Here is a 26,594-nt window from a genome sequence, read left to right on the forward strand (position 1 = left end):
GCGGGGCGGCGTCAGTGACTACGAAGGACCTGGGCAACGGTCGCTACGTTATGGGCGAGGTGCAGCGGATTGATCGTGCCGACAATAGCACTGGCAACGCCGGGATGAGTGAACAGCAACTCGAAGCTGGCGCGCACCGGATCGACTCCCGGACTCAGACAGACATGACCGCTGGCCAGGGCTTTTTTCACCAGAATGGCTTTGCCGTGGGCAGCAGCATAGTCAATGACCGCCTTTTCGTTTTGTTCGTTCAGATTGTAGGTGACCATCGCGCAGTCGCCTTGCTCCAGCGCTTTCAGCCCACCTTCGACGGTTTTGCCGGAAAAACCGAAGCCGCGAATCTTGCCCTCGGCCTTCAGCGCCGCGAGGGTGGCGTAGACCTCTTCGTGCTCGAGGATGGCCATGTCGTTGCCGTCCGAGTGCACGAGGACCAGATCGATAAAATCCGTTTCCAGACGTTGCAGGCTGCGCTCGACCGACATTCGCGTGTGCGCGGCGCAGAAATCGTGACGCGACAGGCCATCGGCAAACTCTTCACCGACCTTGCTGACGATCACCCAGTCCTGACGCTGACCGCGCAGCAGCGGGCCGAGGCGTTCTTCGCTGCGACCATAGGCCGGTGCGGTGTCGATCAGGTTGATGCCCAGATCGCGCGCCTGGCGCAGCAGCATGCGCGCCTCGTCATCACCGGGAATCTGAAAGCCGTTGGGGTATTTCACCCCTTGATCGCGGCCGAGTTTGACCGTGCCCAGGCCCAGCGGCGAAACCGTCAGGCCGGTGCTGCCCAGTGGGCGATGCAGTTCGTGCAGAGTGGCGATGCTCATGGCAGCAGTTGCTCCCATGCGGGGACGCCGAGCGGCGGTTTCGGCAGCGGCGGCAGCGGCTCGGTCGCCTGCGGCTGGATGCCGTCGCGTTGCAGCGAGGCGATAACGCGGTCGGCGAAGTCTGGCGCCAGTGCCAGTTTGGTCGGCCAGCCGACGAGCAAGCGACCTTCCTCGGCGAGGAATGCGTTGTCCGGACGGGACAGGCCGGTTTGCAGCGGCTCCGCGCGGTCGACGCGCAGGGTGGCCCATTGCGTGGTGCTGAGGTCGATCCACGGCAGCAATTGGCCGATTTCCTTTTGCGCAGTGGCGATCTGTTCGGCTGGCTCGCGGGCCACGCCTTCGCTTTCGGCGATGTCGCCGCCCATGTACCAGACCCACTGGCCATCAGCCGCCGGATGCGTGGTCACGGTAATGCGCGGCTTGGTGCCGCCGCCCAGGCAGTGCGCGTACAGCGGTTTCAAACCGGGGCCTTTGGCGAGGATCATGTGCAGGGGGCGGCGCTGCATGGCCGGACGGCTCAGGCCCAGGGCTTCAAGCAGTTCGGCCGTGCCGGCGCCGGCGCTGAGGACGATGCGCTGGGCGCGGATCTCACGGCCATCGACTTTCAGGCCGACCAGCACGCCGGCTTCCAGCAACGGTTCGATGACCTGCCCGGCGAGCAGACCGTCACCGGCCAGCTCGGCCAGGCGCTGGATCAGGCTCGGGACATCCACTACCAGTTCGGCGAGGCGATAGACCTTGCCCTTGAAGCGCTTGTCCTGCAGGGCCAGCGGCAGTTCATCGCCCTTGACCTGATCGACCCGGCCACGCACGGCTTTGCTGGCGAAGAAACTGGTCAGATTGCCGGCCAGTGTGCCTGGCGACCACAGATAATGCGCTTCGGACAGCAGGCGCACGCCGGACAGATCCAGCTCACCATTGCCGGCCAGCGCCTCGCGCCAGCGTCGCGGCATATCGGCGATGGCTTCCGAGGCCCCGGTCAGCGCGCCGTGCAGCGCGTACTTGGCACCGCCGTGGATGATGCCCTGGGACTTTACGCTCTGCCCGCCACCGAGGCTGGCGCTTTCCACCAGCACGGTCGAAAAACCCTGACGGCGCAGGCGCGCATTCAGCCAGAGGCCGGCGACACCAGCGCCGACAATCAGAACGTCGGTGGAAATAACGGATGGCATGCAGCGACCTCGGAGCTTGAAGAAGCCGCAAGTTTCAAGCTTCAAGCTGCAAGCTGCAACCCGGACCAGCAAATCAGCAATGCTTGCGGCTTGCAGCTTGAAGCTTGCTGCTGCTTTTTAATGCCCCGCGGTTTTCGAAAACAGCTGAATCACGACGACCCCCAGCACGATCAACGCCATCCCCAGCATTGCCGGTACGTCGAGTTTCTGCCCGTAGATGAACAGCGCTGCGACGCTGACCATGACAATGCCCATCCCCGCCCAGACGGCGTAGGCAACGCCCACCGGTACGGTGCGTACCACCAGCGTCAGCATCCAGAATGCAATCCCGTAGCCGACAATCACCAGAATCAGCGGTAGAGGAGTGCTGAAGCCCTTGACCGCTTTCATCGAAACGGTAGCGATCACTTCGGCGCAGATGGCGATGGCCAGATAGACGTAGGCGTTCATGGTTTGATCCTCAAATAAATCATTGCTTGCTGGAGTGACATTCTAGGGACTGCTCAGATGGGGTAAAGTCATTAGCTATCTGTTCAGTAGATAGGTTGAAAAATTGCATGCAATGGAATCTCGAGCAGTTGCGAGTATTTGTCGACGTCGCCGAACAGCGATCCTTTTCCGCCGTGGCACGCCGACAACGCAAGGCGCAATCGGCGATCAGCAGTGCTGTCGCGATGCTCGAAGAGGATTTGGGCGTGAGCCTGTTCGAGCGCAGCAGTGGCCGTCAGCCCAGTCTCACCGAGGCGGGGGAGGCATTGCTGGAAGAGGCTCGGGAAGTGTTGCGCCAGTGCGAGCGCCTCAACGGCCGCGCGATGGCCATGCTGCGCGGCCAGGAGGCGCAGTTGCGGGTGGCTCAGGACGAGGCGATGCCGTATCAGGCGCTGGTGGAAAGTTTCGGCGAACTGGCCGAGCAGTTTCCCAGCCTGGAAGTGCAACTGACCAGCGCCGCCCAAGGCGAAGTCGCGCGCAAACTGGTCGAACGCCGGGCCGATCTTGGCTTGTTGTTCTATCACGATGAAATCCCCGAGGCCCTTGAGCGCCGCGTACTGGGTCGAGTGGAAATGGTCACGGTCTGTGGCGTCAATCATCCGCTGGCGCAGCATTCCTATGTGACCTGCCAGCAACTGGCGCAGCACCGGCAATTGCTGATGTCGACGCAGACCAGCGTCTATCCCGGCAACGAGCCGGCCAGCCCGCAGGTGTGGCGCGCCGACAGTTTTTACGTGATGTCCGAATGGCTGGTGCGCGATCTCGGTTGGGCCTGGTTGCCGCGTCACGTTGTGCAGTACTCGGCGTATCAAGGCCAGATGATTGAGCTTGACAGTGAATGGACGCCGCCGGCGCTGGTGGTGGAACTGGTCTGGCGTCGCGACGAACCGCTCGGCCCGGCCGCGCGCTGGCTGGCGGAACGTTTTGCCGTGCACTTGCGGGCGATCGGCGACAAAAGCCGATAAACTCCGCCGCCATGAATAGAACTCTCTACACCGCGCTGTTTTACCTGGGGCTGCCATTGGTGGCGATTCGGCTGTGGCTGCGTGCGCGCAAGGCGCCGGCGTATGCCAAACGGATTGGCGAACGTTTCACTTATCGCATGCCCACCCTGCAGCCCGGTGGCATCTGGGTACATGCGGTGTCGGTCGGCGAAAGCATTGCCGCCGCGCCGATGATCCGCGCGCTGCTGGAACGCTATCCGACGCTGCCGATCACCGTGACCTGCATGACCCCGACCGGTTCGGAGCGGATTCAGGCACTGTTCGCCAACGAGGCGCGCATTCAACACTGCTATCTGCCGTATGACTTGCCTTGTGCGGCGGCGCGTTTTCTTGATCGCGTACAGCCCAGGCTTGCAGTGATCATGGAGACCGAGCTGTGGCCCAATCATATTCATCAATGTGCCAAGCGCGGGATTCCGGTGGCGTTGGCCAATGGGCGGTTGTCGCAGCGTTCCGCCAAAGGCTATGGCCGCTTCAGCAAACTCACTGCGCCGATGCTTGCCGAGATGAGCCTGTTGGCGGTGCAGACCGAAGCCGAGGCCCAGCGCTTCCGCGATCTCGGCGCGCGGCCTGAATCTGTCGAGGTCACCGGTTCGATCAAGTTCGACCTGACCATCGACCCGCAACTGTTGCAGCGTGCAGCCGAACTGCGCAGCCGGTGGCAGGCGCAGGATCGCCCCGTGTGGATCGCCGCGAGCACTCACGAAGGTGAAGACGAAGTGGTGCTCGACGCCCATCGTCGTTTGCTGGGCAGTCATCCCGATGCGTTGCTGATTCTGGTGCCGCGTCATCCCGAGCGTTTCAATTCGGTGTTCGACTTGTGCCAGCGCGAAGGTTTCGCCACGGTACGTCGCTCGACCGGGGCCAATGTCGATGCGCAGACGAGCGTGCTGCTCGGCGACACCATGGGTGAGTTGCTGTTTCTCTATGCCCTGGCCGACAGCGCATTTGTCGGCGGCAGTCTGGTGCCGAACGGCGGGCACAACCTGCTCGAACCCGCCGCGCTGGCGAAACCGGTACTCAGCGGCCCGCACCTGTTCAACTTCCTCGACATCGCCGCGCAACTGCGCGAAGCCGGGGCATTGGCCGAAGTGGATGATGCCGAAGGGCTCGCAGTCGAGGTGCAGCGCTTGTTCGAACTGCCGCGTGATGCGCAGCGCATGGCCGAGGCTGGGCTGGCGGTTATGCGCCGTAATCAGGGCGCGTTGCAGCGGCTGCTGGATAGCTTGGGCAGATTGATCAAATAAGCAAAAAGATCGCAGCCTTCGGCAGCTCCTACAGTTGGAATGCATTTCCCTGTAGGAGCTGCCGAAGGCTGCGATCTTTTGTTTTTAGCGCTTAAGGCCGGGCCTTGAGCTGCGCCTCAGCCGCCGACGCCAGATCCGGCGGCAGGAAGTCCTTGTCCGGGTTGTAATCGGCTTTCAGATAGCGCCGCAGATCTTCCAGATCACCCGGGTTCAGCGTCCCCGCCGCCTGCTTCAGGCGCAGGTTGTCGAGGATGTAGTCGTAGCGGGTGTTGTTGTAGTTGCGCACCGAGGTGTACAGCTGGCGCTGCGCGTCGAGCACGTCGACGATGTTGCGCGTGCCGACCTGATAGCCGATTTCCGTGGCTTCCACCGCGCTCTGGTTGGAGATGATCGACTGGCGGCGCGCCTGCACTTGCTCGACGTCGGTGTTCACCGCGCGGTGCAGATTGCGGGTGTTTTCCACCACTTGCCGGCGCAGCGATTCGCGCTGCTGTTCGCTCTGATCCAGTTGCGCATAGGACTGACGCACTTGCGAACTGGTCAGCCCGCCGCTGTAGATCGGGATGTTCAGTTGCAGGCCCAGCGTGCTCTGCTCGACGTTGCCGCCATAGGGCGCGCCGAACGAGTTCGGGTTGGCGAAGCCGAGGGCGTCGTTGTCGCCTTTCTCGTATTTCGCCACGGCGTCGAGGGTCGGCAAGTGGCCGGCCTTGCGCTGCCTGAGCGTCTGCTCGGCGGAGCTGACCGCGTAGTTGCTGGCGAGCAGATTGAGGTTCTGCCGCGCCGCCGTGTCGACCCAGGATTTCGCATCGTTGGGCGAAGGCGGCAGAATCGGCAGCGTGTGGACGATGCCCTGAATCGAGTTGTACTGACGGTTGGTCAGGGTGATCAACGCCTGGAACGCATCATCGACCTGACGCTGGGCGACGATGCGGTTGGCTCGCGCGGTATCGTAACTGGCTTGCGATTGCAGCACGTCGGTCTTGTCCGAAAGGCCGACATCGAAGCGCTCGTTGGACTGATCGAGCTGACGTTTGAACGCCGCTTCTTCAGCCTTGGTCGAGGCCAGATTGTCCTGGCTGCGCAGCACGTTGAAGTAGCTTTCGGCGCTCTGCAGGATCAGGTTCTGCTCGGTCGCCGACAGTTGCAGCGCGGCCTGCTCGTTGACGTCCTTCGCCGCTTGATACTGGAACCAGCGATCGGCGCGGAACAGCGGCTGCGCCAGTGTCGCCTGATAGGAATGCGCGCTGCGGTTGGCGATGGCCGAGGGCTGGTCGATCGAGGTGCGCACGTCGGCGACTTCGGCGCCACCGGAAAGGTTCGGCAGCAGACCGGCGCGGGCCTGCGGCACCACTTCTTTCTGCGCGCCATACTGGGCGCGGGCCGCGGCGAGGTCGGCGTTGTTGTCGACCGCTTCCTGATAGACGCTGACCAGATCGGTTTTGGTCGACAAGGGTGCTTCCGCTGCCCAGGCCATTGTGTTGGACGCACAGGACACGGCAACAGCCAATGAGAGTTTGCGCAGCATGAGGCGATCCCTAGCATGAATATTATGGAAGTAATCCGGGCGCCAAAGGTAAGGCGCAGCCCGCACAGCGTCAAGGCTGAGCAGGCCAAGCGAGTGTAGTTGCGCATTGCTCCGGCAACAATCGGCCAGCGTGGGTATTTACGCCATTCATCATGGCGTTCGCTGTGGTGTTGGCGTTCCTCGGTGGTTGTGTCTAGACTGGCCGGGTTCTTGTCGGGGTGCCTTGCTATGAGGCTGAGATCGAATAATTTCGGATCCCGTTGAACCTGATCAGGTTAGCGCCTGCGTAGGGAACAAGATTTCTCGTCACCCGGCGAGTCCTCTTGTGCTTCGTCCGGGATATTGTTCGACAATCGAACGCTCATGACGAATGCACAGCACCGGTCCTGGTGCGTCCGTGCCTTTCAGGTTCTGCTCCGACAATCCACTGCTGGATGCTGTCTGGAGAGCCCGTGATGACAACAAAAGAAAAAAACGCGATCAACCTGAGTGACTCGGCCAAGGTCGACGAGCAATCGGTCAAGCCGTTCACCCGTTCGCAAAAAATCTACGTTCAGGGCTCGCGCCCGGACATCCGCGTGCCGATGCGCGAAATCAGCCTCGATGTAACCCCGACCGATTTCGGCGGCGAGATCAATGCGCCGGTCACGGTCTACGACACCTCCGGCCCGTACACCGACCCGAACGTGGTCATCGATGTGCGCAAAGGTCTGGCCGATGTGCGTTCAGCGTGGATCGATGACCGTGGCGATACCGAGCGCCTGCCGGGCCTGAGCTCGAACTTCGGCCAGCAGCGTCTGGCCGATGCCGAGCTGACCAAACTGCGCTTCGCCCACGTCAACAACCCGCGCCGCGCCAAGGCCGGGGCCAACGTCAGCCAGATGCACTACGCGCGCAAAGGCATCATCACCGCCGAGATGGAATACGTCGCCATCCGCGAAAACATGAAACTGCAAGAGGCCCGTGCAGCTGGCCTGCTCAAGCAGCAACATGCCGGCCACAGCTTCGGCGCAAGCATTCCGCAAGAAATAACCCCTGAATTCGTCCGCGAAGAAATCGCTCGCGGTCGCGCGATCATTCCCGCCAACATCAACCACGTCGAACTGGAACCGATGATCATCGGCCGTAACTTCCTGGTGAAGATCAACGGCAACATCGGCAACAGCGCCCTGGGTTCTTCGATCGAAGAAGAAGTGGCGAAACTGACCTGGGGCATTCGCTGGGGCTCGGACACGGTGATGGACCTGTCCACCGGCAAACACATTCACGAAACCCGCGAGTGGATCATCCGCAACTCGCCGGTGCCGATCGGTACCGTGCCGATCTATCAGGCGCTGGAGAAGGTCAACGGCGTCGCTGAAGACCTGACCTGGGAGTTGTTCCGCGACACCCTGATCGAACAGGCCGAGCAGGGCGTCGACTACTTCACCATTCACGCCGGCGTGCTTCTGCGCTACGTGCCGCTGACCGCCAAGCGCGTCACCGGCATCGTCTCCCGGGGCGGTTCGATCATGGCCAAGTGGTGCCTGGCGCACCACAAAGAGAACTTCCTCTACACCCACTTCGACGAAATCTGCGAAATCATGAAGGCCTACGACGTCAGCTTCTCGCTGGGCGATGGCCTGCGTCCGGGCTCGATTGCCGACGCCAACGACGAAGCGCAATTCGGCGAACTGGAAACCCTCGGCGAGCTGACCAAGATCGCCTGGAAACATGACGTGCAATGCATGATCGAAGGCCCGGGCCACGTGCCGATGCAGTTGATCAAAGAGAACATGGACAAGCAGCTCGAATGCTGCGACGAGGCGCCGTTCTACACCCTCGGCCCGCTGACTACCGACATCGCTCCGGGCTATGACCACATCACCTCGGGTATCGGCGCGGCGATGATCGGCTGGTTCGGTTGCGCGATGCTCTGCTACGTGACGCCGAAGGAGCACTTGGGCCTGCCGAACAAGGATGACGTGAAGACCGGGATCATCACTTACAAGATCGCCGCCCACGCAGCGGACCTGGCCAAAGGACACCCGGGCGCGCAGATTCGTGATAACGCACTGAGCAAGGCGCGTTTCGAATTCCGCTGGGAAGACCAGTTCAACCTCGGCCTGGATCCGGACACCGCACGTTCCTATCACGACGAAACCCTGCCGAAGGACTCGGCCAAGGTCGCGCACTTCTGCTCGATGTGCGGGCCGAAATTCTGCTCGATGAAAATCACCCAGGAAGTCCGTGAATACGCGGCCAACCAACGCATCGACGCGGTCGACGTGGACGTCGCCAAAGGTCTCGCGGAACAGGCCGAGCGGTTCAAGAAGGAAGGCAGTCAGCTGTACAAGAAAGTCTAGTCACAAGCTGCAAGCTGCAAGCTGCAAGATTAGAAGCAGTCCGCGTACCGCTTTTAACTTGCGGCTTGCAGCTTGCAGCTTTTTCCTGCTCCTCTTTGAGATAACACCCTTGAGCATTCAACCCGGCACCTATTCCCCCGATCTCGCCGTCCCCGCTGCAAAGCGTGTGTTCGGCGGGCGCGATCTGTTTTCCCTGTGGTTCTCCCTCGGCATCGGCCTGATGGTTTTGCAGACCGGCGCATTGCTCGCGCCGGGTCTGGGTCTGTCCGGTTCTTTGCTGGCGATCTTCCTTGGCACGCTGGTGGGCGTGCTGTTGCTGGCTGCAGTCGGCGTGATCGGCAGCGACACCGGCCTGTCATCGATGGCGGCGCTGAAGCTCAGCCTCGGCAGCAAAGGCGCGAGCCTGCCGGCGCTGCTCAATCTGCTGCAACTGATCGGCTGGGGCTCGTTCGAAATCATCGTCATGCGCGACGCTGCCAGTCTGCTCGGCAGCCGCGCATTCAGCGAAGGCTCGCTGTGGGCCAGTCCGATTCTGTGGACGCTGTTCTTCGGCGCGCTGGCGACCTTGCTCGCGGTGAGCGGGCCGTTGACGTTCGTGCGGCAGATTCTGCGCAAGTGGGGCATCTGGCTGTTGCTCGCCGCGTGCCTGTGGCTGACCTGGAACCTGTTCGCCAAAGCCGACCTCGCGGCGCTGTGGGCGCGCGCCGGTGACGGTTCGATGCCGTTCGCCGTGGGCTTCGACATTGCCATCGCCATGCCGCTGTCGTGGCTGCCGCTGATTGCCGACTACTCGCGTTTCGGCAAACGCGCAAAGAATGTTTTCGGTGGCACGGCTGTCGGTTTCTTCATCGGTAACTTCTGGCTGATGAGCCTTGGCGTGGCCTACACCCTGGCGTTCGCGCCGAGCGGTGAAGTCAATGCGTTGCTGCTGGCCTTGGCTGGCGCCGGCCTGGGCATTCCGCTGTTGCTGATTCTGCTCGACGAGTCGGAAAACGCTTTTGCCGATATACATTCGGCGGCGGTATCGAGCGGGATTCTGTTGCGTCTGAAAGTCGAGCATCTGGCCTTGGCCATCGGCGTGATCTGCACGCTGATCGCACTGCTGGCGCCATTGGCGCAGTACCAGAATTTCCTGCTGTTGATCGGCTCGGTGTTTGCGCCGTTGTTCGGCGTGGTGCTGGTGGATCACTTCATCCTGCGCAAGCGCAGTGCTCAGGTCGCGTCAGCCGCATTGCGCTGGCCGGCGTTGCTGGCGTGGCTGGGTGGGGTCAGCACCTACCACTTGCTGGCGAATCTGTATCCGGATGTCGGCGCAACCCTGCCGGCGCTGGTGCTGGCAGGGTTGCTACAACTGGTGCTGGGCCGGGCCTTCAGTTACGGCCGGGAAACAGCTCAGGCTTGAGAATGCCGTTCAGTCGCGGGTAAGGGATCTTCAGTTCGACGTGGCCCAGCGCATAGGGCGCGATGGTGGTCACGTCGTACTTGAGGATCACGCCACCGTAGGTCAGCGCCACGTGTGGGGTTTTCACGAACGGCCAGTTCGCAACGAATTCCGCTTCCTGATCGAGCTTGGTGCTGATCAGCCAACTGTTGTGCGCCACTTGCGCGGCTTTCCAGAATGCCTCTTCCTGACCCGGCAGCAACATGTCGGAGAGATTCAACACCTTGTGCTGCTGGCGCGAATAGTTGATGAAACCGCGACCCGGCGTGCCGTGGGCGCCGCCGGTGTCGAGGTAGCTCGACAGCTCGATGATCACCAGTCCGTCATGCTGCTCGCGTACTTTCGCTTGCAGATAGCTGCTGTTGCGCGGGCCGGCGCTGGCGAGGAACTGCTCGCGGTAGGCGGCCAGGGTTGGCGCCACCGGTGCGTTCTTCTCGGTGCGGGTCATTTGCAGCAAACGTTTTTCGATGATGCCATCCAGCGCCGGCTCGTCCGGGAAGCGCAGGGTGTCGATGTTCACCAGCGGGCAATCGGGGTTGGAACAGCCGGGTTTGAGTTGTTCCGAGGCGTCGCGGGTGGTTTCCAGCGGCGTGCGATAGTTGGGCTGGAACAGGCTGGCACAAGCGCCCAGAGTCAGGGCAATAGCGGCCACAGAGGCAATTTTGAAAAGCGACATGGGCGTCCTTTCGAAAGCAGGGGAAGGCAAAAAGATACCGCTTCGACTCTCAACGGAGCAGTCAGTTCGCCACTAAGCTGATTAGAGTGTGTTTCACCGTCACCGTCCATCCCGCTGACGGTAAAGGGGCTGCATCAAACGGTGCGGGCGCGTTAGGATGGCGCGAAGTCGAGGTTGCCGGTTGTACACAGCAACCTCGTAATGGATGTGCAGTAAAGAGGATGCTTATGACTGACTTTGCCAACGCCATTCCGACCGCCGTTGATATCGTGCGGCGCGAAAAATGCTACGAGGGCTTTTACAAGCTTGACCGTGTGCACCTGCGCCATGAGCTGTTCGCCGGTGGCATGAGCCGCGAGATCAATCGTGAAATCTTCGTGCGCCACGATGCCGTGTGCGTCCTGCCTTACGATCCGCAGCGCGATGAAGTGGTGTTGATCGAGCAGTTTCGTGTCGGCGCCATGGGCAAGGCCGACAACCCGTGGCTGGTCGAACTGGTCGCCGGTCTGATCGACAAGGATGAGCAACCGGAAGAAGTTGCTCACCGCGAGGCGCAGGAGGAAGCTGGGCTGGACATCAAGGCGTTGTGGCCGATGACCAAGTACTTTCCATCGCCGGGTGGCAGCAACGAATTCGTGCATTTGTATCTGGGGCGTTGCAGCACCGACGGTGTCGGCGGGCTGCACGGGCTGGAAGAAGAGGCCGAAGACATTCGCGTAACGGTCTGGGCATTTGAAGATGCCTTGCAGGCCGTGCGCGACGGACGTATTGCCAACGCGGCGAGCATCATCGCCTTGCAGTGGCTGGCGCTCAACCGCGCCGAAGTGAGGGGGCTATGGTCGTAAACAAGCTGCGCGATCGTTATCGGGTTGACCTCGTAGGGCTGCAAGCCGCCTGCGAGGCCAACTACGCGCGCCTGATGCGACTGCTGCCGGACATGCGCAACGAACCCGAAGCGCGGCGTATCGCCGTGACCCAGGGCGAGCAGATGCTTGGCGTGCTTGCCCTCGAGGTGTTGCAGACCTGCCCGTACACCACGACCTTGCAGGTGCGCCAGGAGCACAGCCTGCCGTGGTTGCCGGTGCCGCAACTGGAAGTGCAGGTCTATCACGACGCGCGCATGGCCGAAGTGGTCAGCGCCGAACATGCACGACGCTTTCGCGGCATCTATCCTTATCCGAACGCCGCCATGCACCAGCCCGATGAAAAGGCCCAGCTCAATGTGTTTCTGGGCGAATGGCTGAGTCACTGTCTGGCGTTGGGGCACGAGTACGAAGTCGTTCGCTAGTTGTGAACTGCGTCCGCTTCGGCGGTTTCCCCTTTTTGTCATCCCCCAGCATAATTGCCGCACCCATCCATTGCGTGCTTAGCCCCGGGAGAGCGCCTTGCCTAGCGTATCGACATTGACCAGCGCCGACCCGGCGCTGCTGGTGCAGTTGTCCGACAGCCACCTGTTCGCCGAGGCGGACGGCACGCTGCTGGGCATGAAGACCCGCGAGAGCCTGCAAAGGGTCATCGACCTGGTGTTGGCGCAACAGGCGCAGATCGACCTGGTGCTGGCCACCGGCGATATTTCCCAGGACGGCACGCTGCAGTCGTATCAGGCATTCCGCCAACTGAGCGCGCAGATCAGTGCACCCGCGCGCTGGATTCCCGGCAATCACGACGAGCCGATGGTCATGGCCGAGGCGGCGGTGCAAAGCACGCTGCTGGAGCCGGTGGTCGATATTGGCAATTGGCGGGTGACGATGCTCGATTCGGCGGTGCCGGGTTCGGTGCCGGGCTATCTGCAGGATGATCAATTGCAACTGCTCGCCCGCGCGCTGAGCGAAGCGCCGGAGCGCCATCATCTGGTGTGCCTGCATCATCATCCGGTGTCGATCGGCTGCGCGTGGATGGAGCCGATCGGCCTGCGCAACCCGGAAGCGTTCTTCGAAGTGCTGGATCGCTTCCCGCAGGTTCGCGCGGTGTTGTGGGGGCATGTGCATCAGCAAATCGATCGCGAGCGCAATGGCGTGCGCTTGATGGCCTCGCCTTCGACGTGTATCCAGTTCGAGCCGGGGAGTGCGGATTTCAAGGTCGGTGAGCAGGCACCGGGGTATCGCTGGCTGCGATTGTTGCCGGATGGCCAACTGGAAACCGGCGTCGAACGAGTCACCGACTTCGAGTTCACCGTCGATTACGGCTCCAACGGTTACTGAGACCTCCGTGTAGGAGCTGCCGAAGGCTGCGGTCTGTTGATTTCGCTTTAAAAGACAAGATCAAAAGATCGCAGCCTTCGGCAGCTCCTACAGGTGCATTTGTATGGCCCATCCAATGCAGACTCCCTGTAAACTCCGCTATCTTTCGCCGACAGCCAGGGAGCTCAAATGTCCGGTTCGATCCTCTATATCCACGGTTTCAACAGCGCGCCGGCCTCGAAGAAGGCCTGTCAGCTGGTCGCGGTCATGGAGCGGCTGGGTTTGAGCGGGCAATTGCGCGTGCCGGCGCTGCATCACCATCCGCGTGAAGCCATCGGTCAGCTCGAGCAGGCAATCGCCGAGCTGGGCCGGCCGTTGCTGGTGGGAAGTTCGCTCGGCGGCTACTATGCGACTCACCTGGCCGAGCGCCATGGCCTGAAAGCCCTGCTGGTCAACCCGGCGGTCAGCCCGCACCGGATGTTCGATGGTTATCTGGGCACGCAGCAGAACCTCTACACCGATGAAACCTGGGAACTGACCCACGACCACGTCACGGCGCTGGCCGAACTGGAAGTGCCACCACCGCAGGATCCGCAGCGTTATCAGGTCTGGTTGCAAACCGGCGACGAAACGCTGGATTATCGCCTCGCCCAACAGTATTACCGCGCCTGTGCCCTGCGCATCCAGGCGGGCGGCGACCACAGTTTCCAGGGCTTTGCCGGGCAATTGCCGGCGTTGCTGAGTTTTGCCGGCATGGCTGCCGATATGTATCAGGCAATCGATTTCACCACGCTGTGAAGTCTTGCCCCTCTTTCATGAATGACTGACGACGAGACCTTATGGCCACTCCCAGCGCTAGTTCTTATAACGCCGACGCCATCGAAGTCCTCTCGGGCCTCGACCCGGTGCGCAAACGCCCCGGCATGTACACCGACACCAGTCGGCCGAACCACCTCGCCCAGGAAGTCATCGACAACAGCGTCGACGAAGCCCTGGCCGGCCACGCCAAATCGGTGCAGGTCATCCTGCACGCCGACCATTCGCTGGAAGTCAGCGACGACGGCCGTGGCATGCCGGTCGACATTCACCCGGAAGAGGGTGTGTCCGGCGTCGAACTGATCCTCACCAAGCTGCATGCGGGCGGCAAGTTCTCCAACAAGAACTACCAGTTCTCCGGCGGCTTGCACGGTGTGGGTATTTCCGTGGTCAACGCGCTGTCGACCGAAGTGCGCGTACGGGTCAAACGTGACGGCAACGAATACCAGATGACCTTCAAGGACGGCTTCAAGGCCTCCGAGCTGGAAATCGTCGGCACCGTCGGCAAGCGCAACACCGGCACCAGCGTGTACTTCGCGCCGGACCCGAAATACTTCGACTCACCGAAATTCTCCATCAGCCGCCTCAAGCATGTGCTCAAGGCCAAGGCTGTGCTGTGCCCGGGCTTGCTGGTCAGCTTCGAAGACAAAGGCACCGGCGAGAAAGTCGAGTGGCATTACGAAGACGGCCTGCGCTCCTACCTGGTCGATGCGGTCAGCGAATTCGAACGTCTGCCCAACGAGCCTTTCTGCGGCGCTTTCGCCGGTAATAAGGAAGCGGTCGACTGGGCGCTGCTGTGGCTGCCGGAAGGTGGCGACGCGGTGCAGGAAAGCTACGTCAACCTGATCCCGACTGCGCAGGGCGGCACGCACGTCAACGGCCTGCGTCAGGGCCTGCTCGACGCGATGCGCGAGTTCTGCGAATTCCGCAGCCTGCTGCCGCGCGGCGTGAAACTGGCGCCGGAAGACGTCTGGGAGCGCATCGCTTTCGTCCTGTCGATGAAAATGCAGGAGCCGCAATTCTCCGGCCAGACCAAAGAGCGTCTGTCATCCCGTGAAGCGGCGGCGTTTGTCTCCGGTGTGGTCAAGGATGCGTTCAGCCTGTGGCTCAACGCCAACCCGGAAACCGGTCTGGCCCTGGCCGAACTGGCGATCAACAACGCCGGCCGCCGTCTCAAGGCGAGCAAGAAAGTCGAGCGCAAACGCGTCACCCAAGGCCCGGCATTGCCGGGCAAACTGGCTGACTGCGCCGGGCAGGACCCGATGCGCTCCGAGCTGTTCCTGGTCGAGGGTGACTCCGCCGGCGGTTCGGCCAAGCAAGCGCGGGACAAGGAGTTTCAGGCGATCCTGCCGTTGCGCGGCAAGATCCTCAACACCTGGGAAGTCGACGGCAGCGAAGTGCTCGCCAGCCAGGAAGTGCACAACATCGCCGTGGCCATCGGCGTCGATCCGGGCGCGGCGGACATGAGCCAGCTGCGCTACGGCAAGATCTGCATCCTCGCCGACGCCGACTCCGACGGTCTGCATATTGCGACCTTGCTGTGCGCGCTGTTCGTCCAGCACTTCCGCCCGTTGGTGGATGCCGGTCACGTCTACGTGGCGATGCCGCCGCTGTACCGTATCGATCTCGGCAAAGAGATCTACTACGCCCTCGACGAAGCCGAGCGCGACGGTATTCTCGATCGCCTGGTCGCCGAAAAGAAACGCGGCAAGCCGCAGGTCACCCGATTCAAGGGTCTGGGCGAAATGAACCCGCCGCAACTGCGTGAAACTACCATGGACCCGAACACTCGGCGTCTGGTGCAGTTGACGCTGGGCGAAGACTTCGCCGAAACCTCGGAAATGATGGACATGCTGCTGGCGAAGAAACGCGCCGGTGACCGCAAATCCTGGCTGGAATCCAAAGGCAACCTCGCCGAGGTGCTGGCCTGATGCAGTTTGGCTGGGCCTTGGCGGGTGCGTTGCTGCTGAGTGCGCTGAGCGTGTCGGCCGAGCCGCTGCAAGAGTTGCAGCTGCTTTCCGAACACCCGGTCGAAGGCATCCGCGGCGGTAACCTGTCAGGTCTGGCCATGTGCGGCAACGAGCTGTGGACGGTTTCCGATCGCGATGACGAGCAGATCTATCGGCTCGATACCCACGATCCGGTCTGGCAGGCGCAAACTGTGCACATCGACGTGCCGCCTGTGCCGGAGAGCGGCCTGCCGTGGGGCTTGAGTTCGCGCACCTGGGCGGCGTCGTTCATTCGCGGTGGCGATCTGGATTTCGAAGGCATCAGTTGCGACAGCGTAGGCAATCGCTACATCGTCAGTGAGGCCCATGCGGCGGTGTTGCAGGTGCCGGTCAGTGGCCCGGCTAACTGGCTGAAAATCTCGCCGCTGCTGGTTCGCGAAGCGCGGGCGAGCGGCCTGCTGCTCAAGTTCAATTCGATCTTCGAGGGCCTGGCGATCAACCCGGCCGGTGATCAGATATGGCTGGCCGCCGAACGGCAAAAACGTGGTTTGCTGCTGATCAAACGCCAGCAGACGGTGTGGGATTGTGACGGTCGCTGCGTGCTGCTCAGTGAGGGCGGCAAGGAGATGCAGCCGCCACAGTTTCCCAAGGCGAAAGCGGTTCATCGCGACTTCTCCGACATTTCCTTGTTCAACGGCAAGCTGTTTACCCTTGAACGCAACGCTTTCGAGATCTGCCGTCGCGATGCGCAGACGGCCAAGGTCGAGCAGTGCTGGTCGTATGCCGGCGAACTGTTGCAGGAACAACGTCGGTATTCGCAGAACTACGGACTGGAGGAAGCGCTGATCATTGATGCCGAAGGCGCGTGGATCGGCGTCGACAACAATTTTGGCCCGCGTGCCGACGGCGAAGTCCGCCCGGTGGTCTGGCGCTTCGCCGCGCCGGACGGTGGCTGGAGTGCCAGGCCATGAGCCAGCAACCGCCGGGCAAGCGTGCCGGTCGGGTGCTAATGGTCCTCGCCTGGTGCGCGGCACTGTTTCTCGCGACGAAATTTTTTGGGCAGTGGGAGCAGCGCCAGCAGAATCCGAACATCGTGGTCACGTCGGAGCAGGGCGAAGGTTTTATCGAAGTGAAACTGGCGAGCAATGCCCAAGGGCATTTTGTCGCCAGCGGCCAGATCAACGGCGAGCCGGTGGAGTTCATGCTCGATACCGGCGCGACCGATGTGGCGATTCCGGCGGATCTGGCCAAGCGTTTGAAGCTGCAAGAAGGTTTCGGCGTGACCCTGAGCACGGCCAATGGCCTGAGCCAGGGCTATCGAACGAAGATTGCCCGCCTGCAATTGGGCGACATCGTGCTGCGGGATGTCCGTGCACTGGTGGCGCCGGGGCTGCATGGCGATCAGGTGCTGCTCGGCATGAGCGCCCTGAACAGACTTGAATTTACCCAGCGCGGTGGCACCATGCTGCTGCGCCAGACAACGAACCGATGAGGCCCGCATGAGCGACTCCCTTGATCTCAGCCTGGACGGTGTAGAACGCCGCTCGCTGGCTGACTTCACCGAAAATGCCTACCTCAACTACTCCATGTACGTGATCATGGACCGCGCCTTGCCGCATATCGGCGACGGCCTGAAGCCGGTACAGCGGCGTATCGTCTACGCCATGAGCGAACTGGGGCTGGACGCTGATTCCAAGCACAAGAAATCGGCGCGTACCGTCGGTGACGTGCTCGGCAAGTTCCACCCCCACGGCGATTCGGCGTGCTACGAAGCGATGGTGCTGATGGCGCAGCCGTTCAGCTATCGCTACACGCTGGTCGACGGCCAGGGCAACTGGGGTGCGCCGGACGATCCGAAGTCCTTCGCGGCCATGCGTTACACCGAAGCGCGGCTGTCGCGCTATTCCGAAGTGCTGCTCAGCGAACTGGGCCAGGGCACCGCTGACTGGGGGCCGAACTTCGACGGCACCCTTCAGGAACCGCTGGTATTACCGGCGCGCCTGCCAAACATTCTGCTCAACGGCACCACCGGTATCGCCGTGGGCATGGCCACCGACGTACCGCCGCACAACCTGCGCGAAGTCGCCACCGCCTGCGTACGCTTGCTGGATGAGCCGAAAGCCACGGTCGAACAGCTCTGCGAGCATATTCAAGGCCCGGATTATCCGACCGAAGCGGAAATCATCACGCCGCGCGCCGACCTGCTGAAGATGTACGAAACCGGCAAGGGCTCGGTGCGTATGCGCGCCGTGTACCACGTCGAGGACGGCGACATCATCGTCACCGCGCTGCCGCATCAGGTCTCCGGCGCCAAGGTGCTGGAGCAGATCGCCGCGCTGATGCAGGCCAAACCGTCGAAAGCGCCGCAGATCGCCGATCTGCGTGACGAATCCGACCACGAAAACCCATGCCGCATCGTGATCATCCCGGTCAACAGCCGCGTCGATCACGAAGCGCTGATGCAGCACCTGTTCGCCAGCACCGAGCTGGAGTCGACCTACCGGGTCAACGTCAACATCATCGGTCTGGACGGCAAGCCGCAGCTGAAAAACCTACGTGCGCTGCTGGTCGAATGGCTGGAATTCCGCGTGCTGACCGTGCGTCGCCGCCTGCAATTCCGCCTCGACAAGGTCGAGCGTCGCCTGCACCTGTTGGACGGTTTGCTGATCGCCTACCTCAACCTGGATGAAGTGATCCACATCATCCGCACCGAGGAACACCCGAAAGCCAAGCTCATCGAGCGTTTCGCCCTCAGCGAGATCCAGGCCGACTACATTCTCGACACCCGTCTGCGTCAGTTGGCGCGACTGGAAGAAATGAAGCTGCGCGACGAGCAGGACGAACTGCTCAAGGAACAAGCCAAGCTGCAAGCCCTGCTGGGCAGCGAAGCCAAGCTGAAGAAACTGGTGCGTACCGAGCTGCTCAAAGACGCCGAAACCTACGGCGACGACCGCCGCTCGCCAATCGTCGAGCGCGCCGAAGCCAAGGCGCTGAGCGAGCACGATCTGCTGCCGAACGAGAAAGTCACTGTCGTGCTGTCGGAAAAAGGCTGGGTGCGTTCGGCCAAGGGCCACGACATCGACGCTACCGGTTTGTCGTACAAGGCCGGCGATGGCTTCAAGACCTCGGCGGCGGGGCGCTCCAACCAGTTTGCCGTGTTCATCGATTCCACCGGTCGCAGCTACTCGGTTGCCGCGCATACCTTGCCGTCGGCCCGTGGCCAGGGCGAACCCTTGACCGGCCGCCTGACGCCGCCACCGGGCGCTTCGTTCGAATGCGTGCTGATGCCCGAAGACGATGCGCTGTACGTGATTGCGTCCGATGCCGGTTACGGCTTCGTGGTCAAAGGCGAAGATCTGCAAGCGAAGAACAAGGCCGGCAAGGCCCTGTTGAGCCTGCCGAACAACGCCAAGGTCATCGCGCCGCGCCCTGTGGCCGATCGTGAGCAGAACTGGCTGGCCTCGGTCACGACCGAAGGTCGCCTGCTGATCTTCAAAATCAGCGATCTGCCACAATTAGGTAAGGGCAAAGGCAACAAGATCATCGGTATATCCGGTGAACGCGTGGCCAGTCGCGAAGAATATGTCACGGACATCGCCGTCCTGCCGGAAGGCGCCACCCTGGTATTGCAGGCTGGCAAACGGACCCTGTCGCTGAAAGCCGACGACCTCGAGCACTACAAAGGTGAGCGGGGACGGCGCGGAAACAAACTTCCGCGGGGCTTCCAGAGGGTGGATGCGCTGCTCGTCGAAAACCTCAATTAGGCGAGAACGCCTTCCTAGAGCGTTCGATCTGCGATTAAACGCGTAGATCGACGCTTTGGCGCTGGAGTCGGAACGCATATTCACGGATGATATGGCCTTTCAAGCGCCGGCGTGGCCGAGCGTTCTTCATATTTATTGAGTATTTTCACTGTGGTCAGCCTTGTGGCGGCCACCTGGACGGGATGATGACTGCTCTACGCCCCCTTATTTTGTTGCTCGCCGGCGTTCTTGGCCTGGCGGGTTGCAGCGTTCACCAGCCGGTGTCGCTGTACCAACTGGACAGCGGAAGTCCGGTTCAGCCTGCGCAAAGCGCGGGCATGGCGGTTTTGCTGGGGCCGGTAGTTGTTGCCGATTACCTGCAACGCGAAACCCTGCTGCAACGTCAACCCGACGGCAGCCTGCAAGCGGCGACCGACGGTCGTTGGGCTGGCAGCCTTTCGTCGGATATCGATCAACTGCTGATGCGTCAGGTCGCCGGTCATCTGGACAGCCAGCGCGTGGTGCTGGCGCCGGCCACGGCCGGGTTCACGCCGGATGTGCAGGTTCTGCTGACCATCACCCGTCTGGATTCCGGTGCGAAACAACCGGCGATTCTCGATGCGCAATGGCGTTTGATCGATCGTCGCGGCAAGGTGCGTGATAACCGCATCATTCACCTGCAGGAAACGCACGCTGGCAGCACCGCGTCCCAGGTGCAGGCACAAGGGGTTCTGTTGCAGCGTCTGGCCGAGCAGTTGTCGGTGGCGCTCAAGCCACTGGCCAACCAGCCGCCAGTGGCCGAGGCACCGCGCAAGGCCGCGCCGAAACCCGCAGCGCCGGCGGCGGATGCCGAAAAGCAGCCGAAGATTCCGATGGCCTCGCCTATTCGTACCGATATGGAAGTGTTTCGCTTCTGAGACCGGAATGAGTCAGAACAGAGCCCGCCTTGTGCGGGCTTTGTTGTGTCTGGGGCACAGGATCATTCGTCAGCGCTGAGACCTTCGCGAGCAGGCTCGCTCCCACATTGATCGGCGGCGAGCAGACCTGGTGGGAGCGAGCTTGCTCGCGAAGGGGCCAGCGCAGGCAACAAAAAGCCCGCAGACAATCACTCGTCTGCGGGCTTTTGCGTATCGAGCCTAAGCCTTACGCCCGGCGCTCATGCATCCGCGCCAGTTGCCGTTCGAGCATCGACGGATACGGCTCCATCAACCGCTCCACACAGCAAGCGCCCTCAGGGCTCGCAATCGGCCGGATCCGCGCACGTTGGCGGATCAGCGTGTCATCGCTGATCTTGCGCTCGACCAGCAGCAGATTGCGGCTGTGTTGCGACAAGGCCAGTGCATCCTGAGCCGAATCGGTCAGCAGCAGATCAATCTGGCTCAGACCGAACAACTCATCGCCCAAGGTCAGGCCCAACTGCAATTGCAGGGTGATGCCGCTGTCTGCGACCTCGATCTGCAACTGATGACCCAGAGCACGCAGCAATTCGCCGCAGCAGATGGCATTGGTCAGGTAGTCGTCGCCGCAATCTTCGGTATGGAACAGCAGCAGCGTGCTGCCATCGTTGAGAGTTTCGATTTCGCCCTGATACAGCGACGCGGCCTGCTCGAGGCAGTCGCGATAGCGATCCTGCAGTTCTTCCAGGCGTGCGCGAGGCAAGCGACGCAGTTGTTCCTGCGATCCCAATTGCACGGCCAGTACGGCGGTGTGCTGTGGCACGTCAGGGCTCGGTTTGCGCGTGAGCGGTTGGGCGGCGCCGTTCAGCGATTCGTCGCGCAGGTCGGCGAAGGCGTCATCGTCATCATCGTCTTCGACCGTGCTGACCAGGTGACGCGGCGCCGGTTTCTTCGCGGCCAGCGGGCGGCTTTCGTCGAAGCTCGGATCGCGCAGGTTACGCACCTCGAATTCAGGCTCGTCTTCTTCCTCGGCGAATTCCGGCTCGGGTTCGGGCTCAGGCTCCGGTTCCGGGGCGTAGCTGGCATGCAGCTGGCGCGCCAGATCGCCGATTTCATCCTGGCGATCGATGCCCGGGGTGTGCGCGTCGATGCGGCGCAGCCACACGCGCAATTGCAGCAACGGCGTCGACAGATAGCGGCCCATGCGCAGACTCAGAGCCAATGACAGCGCCAGCAGAATCGCGCTCAGAATGCCCATGCTTTGCAGGCTGATGGTCATCGGCTGCTGGAACTGATCCATGTCCAGGCTGATGCGCAGTTGCCCGGCAGTCACGTCCTGGAAAGTGATCTTGCTCTCGTACATGCCCTCGGCTTCGCCCAACAGGCTGTGCTTGGGACGCTGACCGGACTCGGCGAGGATGCGGTTGTCCACACTGTAGATTGCCGCGTGGGCGACCAGTTTGTTCTTGGTCAGGTTGTTGAGCAGCACGTTGAGGCTGAGGATGTCGTTGGACACCAGCAGCTCGGTGGCGGAGGTGGCGGTCTGCGTGGTCAGGCTTTCGCCCAGCGCATCGGCCTGCTCGTGCATGGCCTGCTTGAATTGCAGCCCCATCACCCCGGCATAGATCACCAGGGCCAGAGCGACCAGGATCACGTTGTGGCTGGCAATGCGCAATGCAATCGGTACACGGCGGTGGCGCAGTGCACGGAAGATCAGCAGGAAGAAGTTATCGGTTTTGACTGGCGTGGGCCGGTTCACTTGAGCTCGGCTCTTTGTCCGTGAAGTTGACGCGCAGTATAGCGACAGGCCCCAGACCGGCAAAGCGCTCGCGGTGCCCGATGGTCACTGAAAGTGGGTAGAATGCGGTTTTTTTCCAGTTGCGGGGGTGCGCGTTGCGCGAAATCGTCCTGATTAACATCACGGGAGTCGACCGTCCCGGTCTGACAGCGGCCATCACCGGTGTTCTGGCACAAGGTGGTGTGAACATTCTCGACATCGGTCAGGCGGTGATCCACGACACCCTGTCGTTCGGCATCCTGGTTGAAATTCCCGATTCCGAACAGGGCAAGTCAGTGCTCAAGGACATCCTGTTCAAGGGCTACGAACTGGATCAGCAAGTGCGTTTCACCCCGGTGTCCGAAGAGGATTACCAGCAGTGGGTGGGCAATCAGGGCAAGAAACGCCATATCGTCACCTTGCTGACGCGCAAGGTCACTGCCGGCCAGTTGCAGGCGGTCAGCGCCATCACCGCCAAATATGGCTTGAACATCGACCATATCGACCGTCTGTCGGGGCGCATGCCGCTGGACACTCCGGCCGACAAGGGCAAGGGCTGCATCGAATTTTCCGTGCGCGGTGAAGCCGCCGATCCGCAGGCCCTGCGCGCCGAATTCCTCAGCGTTGCCCAGGAACTGAACGTCGATATCGCCTTCCAGGAAGACTCGCTGTTTCGCCGCAACCGGCGTCTGGCGGTGTTCGACATGGACTCGACGCTGATCGAAGCGGAAGTCATCGATGAGCTGGCCAAGGCGGCCGGCGTGGGTGATCGAGTGTCCGAAATCACCGAGCGCGCCATGGCCGGTGAACTGGATTTCCGCGCCAGCTTCAAGGAGCGGCTGGCGCTGCTCAAAGGCCTCGACGTCAGTGTGCTCGACTCGATCGGCGCTTCGCTGCGCCTGACCGAGGGTGCTGAAACCCTGTTTGCCGAACTCAAGCGCCTTGGCTACAAAACCGCCATCCTGTCCGGCGGCTTCACTTATTTCGCCAAGCAACTGCAAGCCAGGCTTGGCATCGACTACGTGTTCGCCAACGAGCTGGAAGTGGTCGACGGCAAGTGCACCGGCGTGGCGATCGAGCCGATTGTCGATGCGCAGCGCAAGGCTGATCTGCTCAAGGAGCTGGCGCACAAGGAAGGTCTGCGTCTGGAGCAGACCATTGCCGTCGGCGACGGCGCCAACGATCTGCCGATGCTGGCAATTGCCGGGCTGGGCGTGGCGTTCCGCGCCAAACCGTTGGTCAAGCAGTCGGCGAAGCAAGCGATTTCAACGCTGGGGCTGGATGGTGTGTTGTATCTGTTGGGCTTCCGGGATCGCGACGGGCAGTTGTAACTGACAAAGCACAAAGATCGCAGCCTTCGGCAGCTCCTTGTATGTTCCCCACACACCAGCATGAATGAGATCTAAGCTCGCTGGTGCGACATACGAAGATGTGTTTCTGGGGGAGACCGATCGCTCCTTAAGGCAGGACTTGCTCCTGACCTTGTCTGTAGAGAGGTCCCCCCGCCTCATTGCCCACCACGAAGAGTATCGAGAAGCCGACGAGTCGGACTTCGCATTACAAGGTTGCAGTGGCATGAAGTTCGAGGTCAGGGGAACCAGGAAGCATTTTTAACTCAGTTCTCTTGGAGTTGAAAGCATGAACATGCACGTCGGCTTGGATGTGGGATCTCGCACTACAGCGATGGGCTGGCGCAATGGCGGCCGCTTTGCAGGTCAGTGCAATATCGACCAGACACCGGCGGGGCGCAAAGCTGCTGTCGGCAAATTGCTTGAGCTCAAGCCTATGTCTGTGGTGATGGAAGCCACAGGAATCTACTACCTGGACTTGGCCATGGAGCTCGCTGCGGCAGGTTTGCCAGTCTCGGTTATCAATCCGAAGAGTTTTCACAACTTTGCAAAACTGATGCTGAAAAACAGCAAAACGGACGCAATCGATGCCCAGTTATTAGCTGAGTACGGCGAACGCATGAGCCCAAGGTTGTGGACGCCGCCCACTTCAATACAGCTTGAGCTGCGCGCTATCGGTCGCCACATCAATCGTTTGACGGGTCATCGCACCCGCGCCAAAAACGAGCTGCATGCACTAAAAGCCACTCAAACAACTCTTCTGATGCTGATTGAGGACGAAGAAGAAGCCATCAACGCCTTTGACAAACGAATCGAGCGTTTCCGACTCGCTGGTCGGGCACTGATCGACAACTGCCCAACGTTGAGCGCCCAGTTCGCCCACATGATCACCGCCCCTGGCATGGGTGAGATCTCAGTATTTGCGGCGCTGGCTGAACTGACGACCTTACCGGTAACGCTCAAGTCAGCGCAGGTCAGCCGCCATGCCGGACTCGATGTCCGACTCACGCAGTCAGGCACCAGCATTGATAAACCCGGCCGGATAAGTAAGAGCGGCAATGCCTATTTGCGATCAGCGATGTACATGCCTGCGCTGACTGCCATACGTTGCGACCCGAACGTTAAAGCGTTTTACGAAGCCTTGGTGGCTCGAGGAAAGAGGAAGATGCAGGCTATCGTCGCAGTCATGCGCAAATACCTGACCGGACTATGGGCCTGCATGCGGGCAGGCGAAGACTTCAGTACAGCCAAGCTTTTTAGCGGTAAACACACCCAAAAAGCTTGACCGTGAACAGAGTATCTACATTTGGAATGCATTTCCCTGTAGGAGCTGCCGAAGGCTGCGATCTTTTGCTTTAAAGCGAATTCCACAACGAATCAAAATCCTCCTCACCCCCGCCATTCTGCGCAGGATCCAGCGAGCGATAGGCGAACTGATTGAAACTGTGCGTACTCGCCACCCGCCGATCCAGCCCGGCGCGGTGTTCTTCGCCTTGAGTGTTGATCAACACCTTGTTGCCTTCCTGAAACGGCAGGCGCGGCGCAAGCACGGTGGCCGGCACATCGATCGCACTGATCTCCGGCAACAGCAAACCGCGCAGATAATGGCTGTGATCGTCCTTGGAACGAACCAGTTGCAGCCCGCACGGCTGCGCGTGTGGCGCAACCAGTTCAATGCCCATCTGCGTGCCGCTGCCGCGCACCTGGCGGATCCAGCGAATCACCGCAATGCTCCAGCCTTTGCTCTCGCTGTCCTGAATGCCGAGCATTTCCCCGGCCTGCAATTCCGCCGGCACCTCGCTCGGCCAGGCCAGGCAATAGCCGCCGGGGCTATGGTTGATCACGGGCAAGGCGTAAGTCGGATAGTTCGGCGCGTTGTCGCGGCCTTCGTCCTCGCCTAATTGGTCGTACTGGATTTCCTCGTATGGCAACAGCTCATCGTTGCCTTGCGGTGCGGCGTCGAACGCTTGACTCCAGCTGTCCTTTTCGCCGCTGGTCACCACGCTGCTGAAGTTTGCCGCGCGGGCACCGGGATGTTTGAGCAACTCGCTGAAGGTTCGCTCGCCGCCGAGGTAGAAGTGCAGGGCGCTCATGCCGACGCACACGGTCAATGTGCCCTGGCCGGCGCTGCGCTGAAAACTGCGTTCGGCAGCCTGGCCCCAAGTGGCGTGCAGATGTTGCAGGGTATCGATGCTGAGACCGGCGGAAACAGGCAGGGGGGTTGAAGTCGGCTGCTGCAGCAGGTGCGTTTCGAGCTGTTTGACCAGCGGTTGCGGATCGAAGCCCAGCAGTCCGCTCTGTTGTTCGCTGCGAAACATTTTGCGGTAGCGCGGGCCGACATCGAGTTCCGGACTGACCGCAAACAAGCCGTCGTCGGCGCAGTCGGGATGCAGGTTGAGCAGGGCGCTCCACGGCTCGATCACCTCGGCCAGACGAGCAATCTGGCTCTGGCGTAATTGATTGCAACGGGCACTGCCCAATAGCAGTGCGGCGATGTAGGTCTGTTCGACGCTCAATTCGCTGGTCAAAAACGCCAGATCATCGCGCAGCCGCCGTTGTTGCAGCTGTAATTGCGCAGCGCTGCGATACAGCTGATGCAATTCCAACCACAGGTGTTCCGGCGGTGAACTGTACAGCTGCGTGGCGCGCACCAGTTGCGCCTTGAGGGCATGCGCGGCGCGTTGCAAGGCGGTGCCGACCAATGTCGCGCGGTCCTTGGTGTATTTGGGCAGGATGCGCAGAACGATCTGTTTGTAGCCGATGGCCAATTGGCCTTGCAGCGCCTGACACAGGTTGCTGACTTTGCGCGAACGCTCGTCGAGCATGATCGCCTGATGCAGAAAATGCCGTTCCAGATGCTGGCAGACGAAATACACCTCGGGCCGCAGCAGCTCAAGCAATTGCAGGCGATTGTCGCTGGGGGTGAGCAACAGGTTCAGTTCGCCGAGGCCTTGATACAGCAAGCGGGCGGTTTCGCCGATGTTGGCCTTGGGCAGGCCGGCGATCCAGCGCTTGAGGTCGCGCGGGCTGGCCTCGCAGAACGACAGGCGCGTTTGCGTGGGAGTCGGAGCGCGCAGCTTGGGAGAAAAGTTGGTCTGGCTCATGAGCAAAACCATAGCAGCAAATGCCGCAGTTTGCGGAAGCAGCCTCGGCTGCTTCCG

At 61.4% G+C, this 26,594-nt stretch carries 22 protein-coding genes and 1 riboswitch; of the genes, 15 read left to right on the forward strand and 7 right to left on the reverse strand.

What is annotated here, in order from left to right; all coding sequences use genetic code 11:
* Positions 1-11 precede the first annotated feature (11 nt).
* From FEE99_RS06860 to FEE99_RS06870, 3 genes are all read right to left on the reverse strand, one after another.
* Positions 12-824, reverse strand: coding sequence for an aldo/keto reductase (locus FEE99_RS06860; RefSeq protein ID WP_041477638.1), 813 nt, complete (start codon positions 822-824; stop codon positions 12-14).
* Entirely contained in the window at positions 821-1,996 is a 1,176-nt protein-coding gene (locus FEE99_RS06865) for an NAD(P)/FAD-dependent oxidoreductase (protein WP_041477639.1), read from the reverse strand. Before FEE99_RS06865 ends, FEE99_RS06860 begins: the two co-directional genes overlap by 4 nt.
* A gap of 117 nt (positions 1,997-2,113) precedes the next feature.
* Positions 2,114-2,446: a DMT family transporter gene (locus FEE99_RS06870; protein WP_016771980.1), complete on the reverse strand. Its 333-nt coding sequence runs from the start codon at positions 2,444-2,446 to the stop codon at positions 2,114-2,116.
* Positions 2,447-2,553: 107 nt separating this feature from the next.
* Between FEE99_RS06870 and FEE99_RS06875 the strand changes: the two genes are divergently transcribed.
* Together FEE99_RS06875 and waaA are read left to right on the forward strand one after the other, a co-directional pair.
* On the forward strand, positions 2,554-3,450 hold the full coding sequence (locus tag FEE99_RS06875) for a LysR family transcriptional regulator (protein WP_041477640.1): 897 nt from the start codon (positions 2,554-2,556) through the stop codon (positions 3,448-3,450).
* An 11-nt stretch (positions 3,451-3,461) separates the two neighbouring features.
* On the forward strand, positions 3,462-4,736 hold the full coding sequence (waaA, locus tag FEE99_RS06880; RefSeq protein ID WP_041477641.1) for a lipid IV(A) 3-deoxy-D-manno-octulosonic acid transferase: 1,275 nt from the start codon (positions 3,462-3,464) through the stop codon (positions 4,734-4,736).
* A gap of 91 nt (positions 4,737-4,827) precedes the next feature.
* On the opposite strand, the gene FEE99_RS06885 is transcribed toward waaA, so the two are convergent.
* On the reverse strand, positions 4,828-6,261 hold the full coding sequence (locus tag FEE99_RS06885) for a TolC family outer membrane protein (protein WP_041477642.1): 1,434 nt from the start codon (positions 6,259-6,261) through the stop codon (positions 4,828-4,830).
* Between the two features lie 204 nt (positions 6,262-6,465).
* A riboswitch (TPP riboswitch) is annotated at positions 6,466-6,571 on the forward strand.
* 145 nt (positions 6,572-6,716) lie between these two features.
* On the opposite strand from FEE99_RS06885, the gene thiC reads away from it, so the two are divergent.
* Positions 6,717-8,606, forward strand: a complete 1,890-nt coding sequence (gene thiC / locus FEE99_RS06890; protein ID WP_041477643.1) for a phosphomethylpyrimidine synthase ThiC — start codon at positions 6,717-6,719, stop codon at positions 8,604-8,606.
* A 109-nt stretch (positions 8,607-8,715) separates the two neighbouring features.
* Entirely contained in the window at positions 8,716-10,008 is a 1,293-nt protein-coding gene (gene cytX, locus FEE99_RS06895) for a putative hydroxymethylpyrimidine transporter CytX (protein WP_041477644.1), read from the forward strand.
* On the opposite strand, the gene FEE99_RS06900 is transcribed toward cytX, so the two are convergent.
* A complete protein-coding gene (locus tag FEE99_RS06900) occupies positions 9,977-10,723 on the reverse strand; it encodes an RsiV family protein (RefSeq protein WP_016771974.1) in 747 nt (248 codons plus the stop codon). The genes cytX and FEE99_RS06900 overlap by 32 nt on opposite strands.
* 227 nt (positions 10,724-10,950) lie before the next feature.
* On the opposite strand from FEE99_RS06900, the gene FEE99_RS06905 reads away from it, so the two are divergent.
* From FEE99_RS06905 to FEE99_RS06945, 9 genes are all read left to right on the forward strand, one after another.
* Positions 10,951-11,568, forward strand: a complete 618-nt coding sequence (locus FEE99_RS06905; RefSeq protein ID WP_024011344.1) for an NUDIX domain-containing protein — start codon at positions 10,951-10,953, stop codon at positions 11,566-11,568.
* The gene (locus FEE99_RS06910; protein ID WP_016771972.1) at positions 11,559-12,011 is read left to right on the forward strand and encodes a DUF1249 domain-containing protein; all 453 of its coding nucleotides are present in this window, start codon (positions 11,559-11,561) and stop codon (positions 12,009-12,011) included. Before FEE99_RS06905 ends, FEE99_RS06910 begins: the two co-directional genes overlap by 10 nt.
* 97 nt (positions 12,012-12,108) lie before the next feature.
* A complete protein-coding gene (gene cpdA / locus FEE99_RS06915) occupies positions 12,109-12,924 on the forward strand; it encodes a 3',5'-cyclic-AMP phosphodiesterase (RefSeq protein WP_041477645.1) in 816 nt (271 codons plus the stop codon).
* Between the two features lie 168 nt (positions 12,925-13,092).
* Positions 13,093-13,701, forward strand: coding sequence for a YqiA/YcfP family alpha/beta fold hydrolase (locus tag FEE99_RS06920; protein WP_041477646.1), 609 nt, complete (start codon positions 13,093-13,095; stop codon positions 13,699-13,701).
* A 41-nt stretch (positions 13,702-13,742) separates the two neighbouring features.
* Positions 13,743-15,650, forward strand: coding sequence for a DNA topoisomerase IV subunit B (gene parE / locus FEE99_RS06925; protein ID WP_024011346.1), 1,908 nt, complete (start codon positions 13,743-13,745; stop codon positions 15,648-15,650).
* Positions 15,650-16,639, forward strand: a complete 990-nt coding sequence (locus FEE99_RS06930; protein ID WP_041477647.1) for an esterase-like activity of phytase family protein — start codon at positions 15,650-15,652, stop codon at positions 16,637-16,639. The genes parE and FEE99_RS06930 overlap by 1 nt, the downstream gene beginning before the upstream one ends.
* A complete protein-coding gene (locus FEE99_RS06935; RefSeq protein WP_041477648.1) occupies positions 16,636-17,160 on the forward strand; it encodes a retropepsin-like aspartic protease family protein in 525 nt (174 codons plus the stop codon). Before FEE99_RS06930 ends, FEE99_RS06935 begins: the two co-directional genes overlap by 4 nt.
* A 7-nt stretch (positions 17,161-17,167) precedes the next feature.
* Positions 17,168-19,432 (forward strand): DNA topoisomerase IV subunit A, encoded by a 2,265-nt coding sequence (parC, locus tag FEE99_RS06940; protein WP_024011349.1) that lies wholly within the window; start codon positions 17,168-17,170, stop codon positions 19,430-19,432.
* Between the two features lie 185 nt (positions 19,433-19,617).
* Entirely contained in the window at positions 19,618-20,328 is a 711-nt protein-coding gene (locus tag FEE99_RS06945) for a PqiC family protein (protein WP_024011350.1), read from the forward strand.
* A 226-nt stretch (positions 20,329-20,554) separates the two neighbouring features.
* Here the strand turns inward: FEE99_RS06945 and FEE99_RS06950 are convergent, their stop codons facing one another.
* A complete protein-coding gene (locus FEE99_RS06950; protein ID WP_041477649.1) occupies positions 20,555-22,066 on the reverse strand; it encodes an AhpA/YtjB family protein in 1,512 nt (503 codons plus the stop codon).
* Positions 22,067-22,200: 134 nt separating this feature from the next.
* Here FEE99_RS06950 and serB point away from each other — a divergent pair, with 134 nt between their 5' ends.
* The gene (gene serB, locus FEE99_RS06955; RefSeq protein ID WP_041477650.1) at positions 22,201-23,415 is read left to right on the forward strand and encodes a phosphoserine phosphatase SerB; all 1,215 of its coding nucleotides are present in this window, start codon (positions 22,201-22,203) and stop codon (positions 23,413-23,415) included.
* A 307-nt stretch (positions 23,416-23,722) separates the two neighbouring features.
* A complete protein-coding gene (locus FEE99_RS06960; protein ID WP_064361053.1) occupies positions 23,723-24,718 on the forward strand; it encodes an IS110 family transposase in 996 nt (331 codons plus the stop codon).
* Between the two features lie 70 nt (positions 24,719-24,788).
* On the opposite strand, the gene FEE99_RS06965 is transcribed toward FEE99_RS06960, so the two are convergent.
* Positions 24,789-26,537 (reverse strand): hypothetical protein, encoded by a 1,749-nt coding sequence (locus FEE99_RS06965; protein WP_041480744.1) that lies wholly within the window; start codon positions 26,535-26,537, stop codon positions 24,789-24,791.
* Between the last annotated feature and the right edge of the window lie 57 nt (positions 26,538-26,594).

Origin of the sequence: Pseudomonas sp. ef1 (assembly GCF_007293365.2) — a bacterium.
GTDB classification, from domain to species: Bacteria; Pseudomonadota; Gammaproteobacteria; order Pseudomonadales; family Pseudomonadaceae; genus Aquipseudomonas; species Aquipseudomonas siliginis.

Coding starts and splice junctions, on each gene's coding strand:
- FEE99_RS06860 (WP_041477638.1), bottom strand. CDS start 824: ATGAGCATCGCCACTCTGCACGAACTGCATCGCCCACTGGGCAGCACC.
- FEE99_RS06865 (WP_041477639.1), bottom strand. CDS start 1,996: ATGCCATCCGTTATTTCCACCGACGTTCTGATTGTCGGCGCTGGTGTC.
- FEE99_RS06870 (WP_016771980.1), bottom strand. CDS start 2,446: ATGAACGCCTACGTCTATCTGGCCATCGCCATCTGCGCCGAAGTGATC.
- FEE99_RS06875 (WP_041477640.1), top strand. CDS start 2,554: ATGCAATGGAATCTCGAGCAGTTGCGAGTATTTGTCGACGTCGCCGAA.
- waaA (WP_041477641.1), top strand. CDS start 3,462: ATGAATAGAACTCTCTACACCGCGCTGTTTTACCTGGGGCTGCCATTG.
- FEE99_RS06885 (WP_041477642.1), bottom strand. CDS start 6,261: ATGCTGCGCAAACTCTCATTGGCTGTTGCCGTGTCCTGTGCGTCCAAC.
- thiC (WP_041477643.1), top strand. CDS start 6,717: ATGACAACAAAAGAAAAAAACGCGATCAACCTGAGTGACTCGGCCAAG.
- FEE99_RS06900 (WP_016771974.1), bottom strand. CDS start 10,723: ATGTCGCTTTTCAAAATTGCCTCTGTGGCCGCTATTGCCCTGACTCTG.
- FEE99_RS06905 (WP_024011344.1), top strand. CDS start 10,951: ATGACTGACTTTGCCAACGCCATTCCGACCGCCGTTGATATCGTGCGG.
- FEE99_RS06910 (WP_016771972.1), top strand. CDS start 11,559: ATGGTCGTAAACAAGCTGCGCGATCGTTATCGGGTTGACCTCGTAGGG.
- FEE99_RS06920 (WP_041477646.1), top strand. CDS start 13,093: ATGTCCGGTTCGATCCTCTATATCCACGGTTTCAACAGCGCGCCGGCC.
- parE (WP_024011346.1), top strand. CDS start 13,743: ATGGCCACTCCCAGCGCTAGTTCTTATAACGCCGACGCCATCGAAGTC.
- FEE99_RS06930 (WP_041477647.1), top strand. CDS start 15,650: ATGCAGTTTGGCTGGGCCTTGGCGGGTGCGTTGCTGCTGAGTGCGCTG.
- FEE99_RS06935 (WP_041477648.1), top strand. CDS start 16,636: ATGAGCCAGCAACCGCCGGGCAAGCGTGCCGGTCGGGTGCTAATGGTC.
- parC (WP_024011349.1), top strand. CDS start 17,168: ATGAGCGACTCCCTTGATCTCAGCCTGGACGGTGTAGAACGCCGCTCG.
- FEE99_RS06945 (WP_024011350.1), top strand. CDS start 19,618: ATGACTGCTCTACGCCCCCTTATTTTGTTGCTCGCCGGCGTTCTTGGC.
- FEE99_RS06960 (WP_064361053.1), top strand. CDS start 23,723: ATGAACATGCACGTCGGCTTGGATGTGGGATCTCGCACTACAGCGATG.
- FEE99_RS06965 (WP_041480744.1), bottom strand. CDS start 26,537: ATGAGCCAGACCAACTTTTCTCCCAAGCTGCGCGCTCCGACTCCCACG.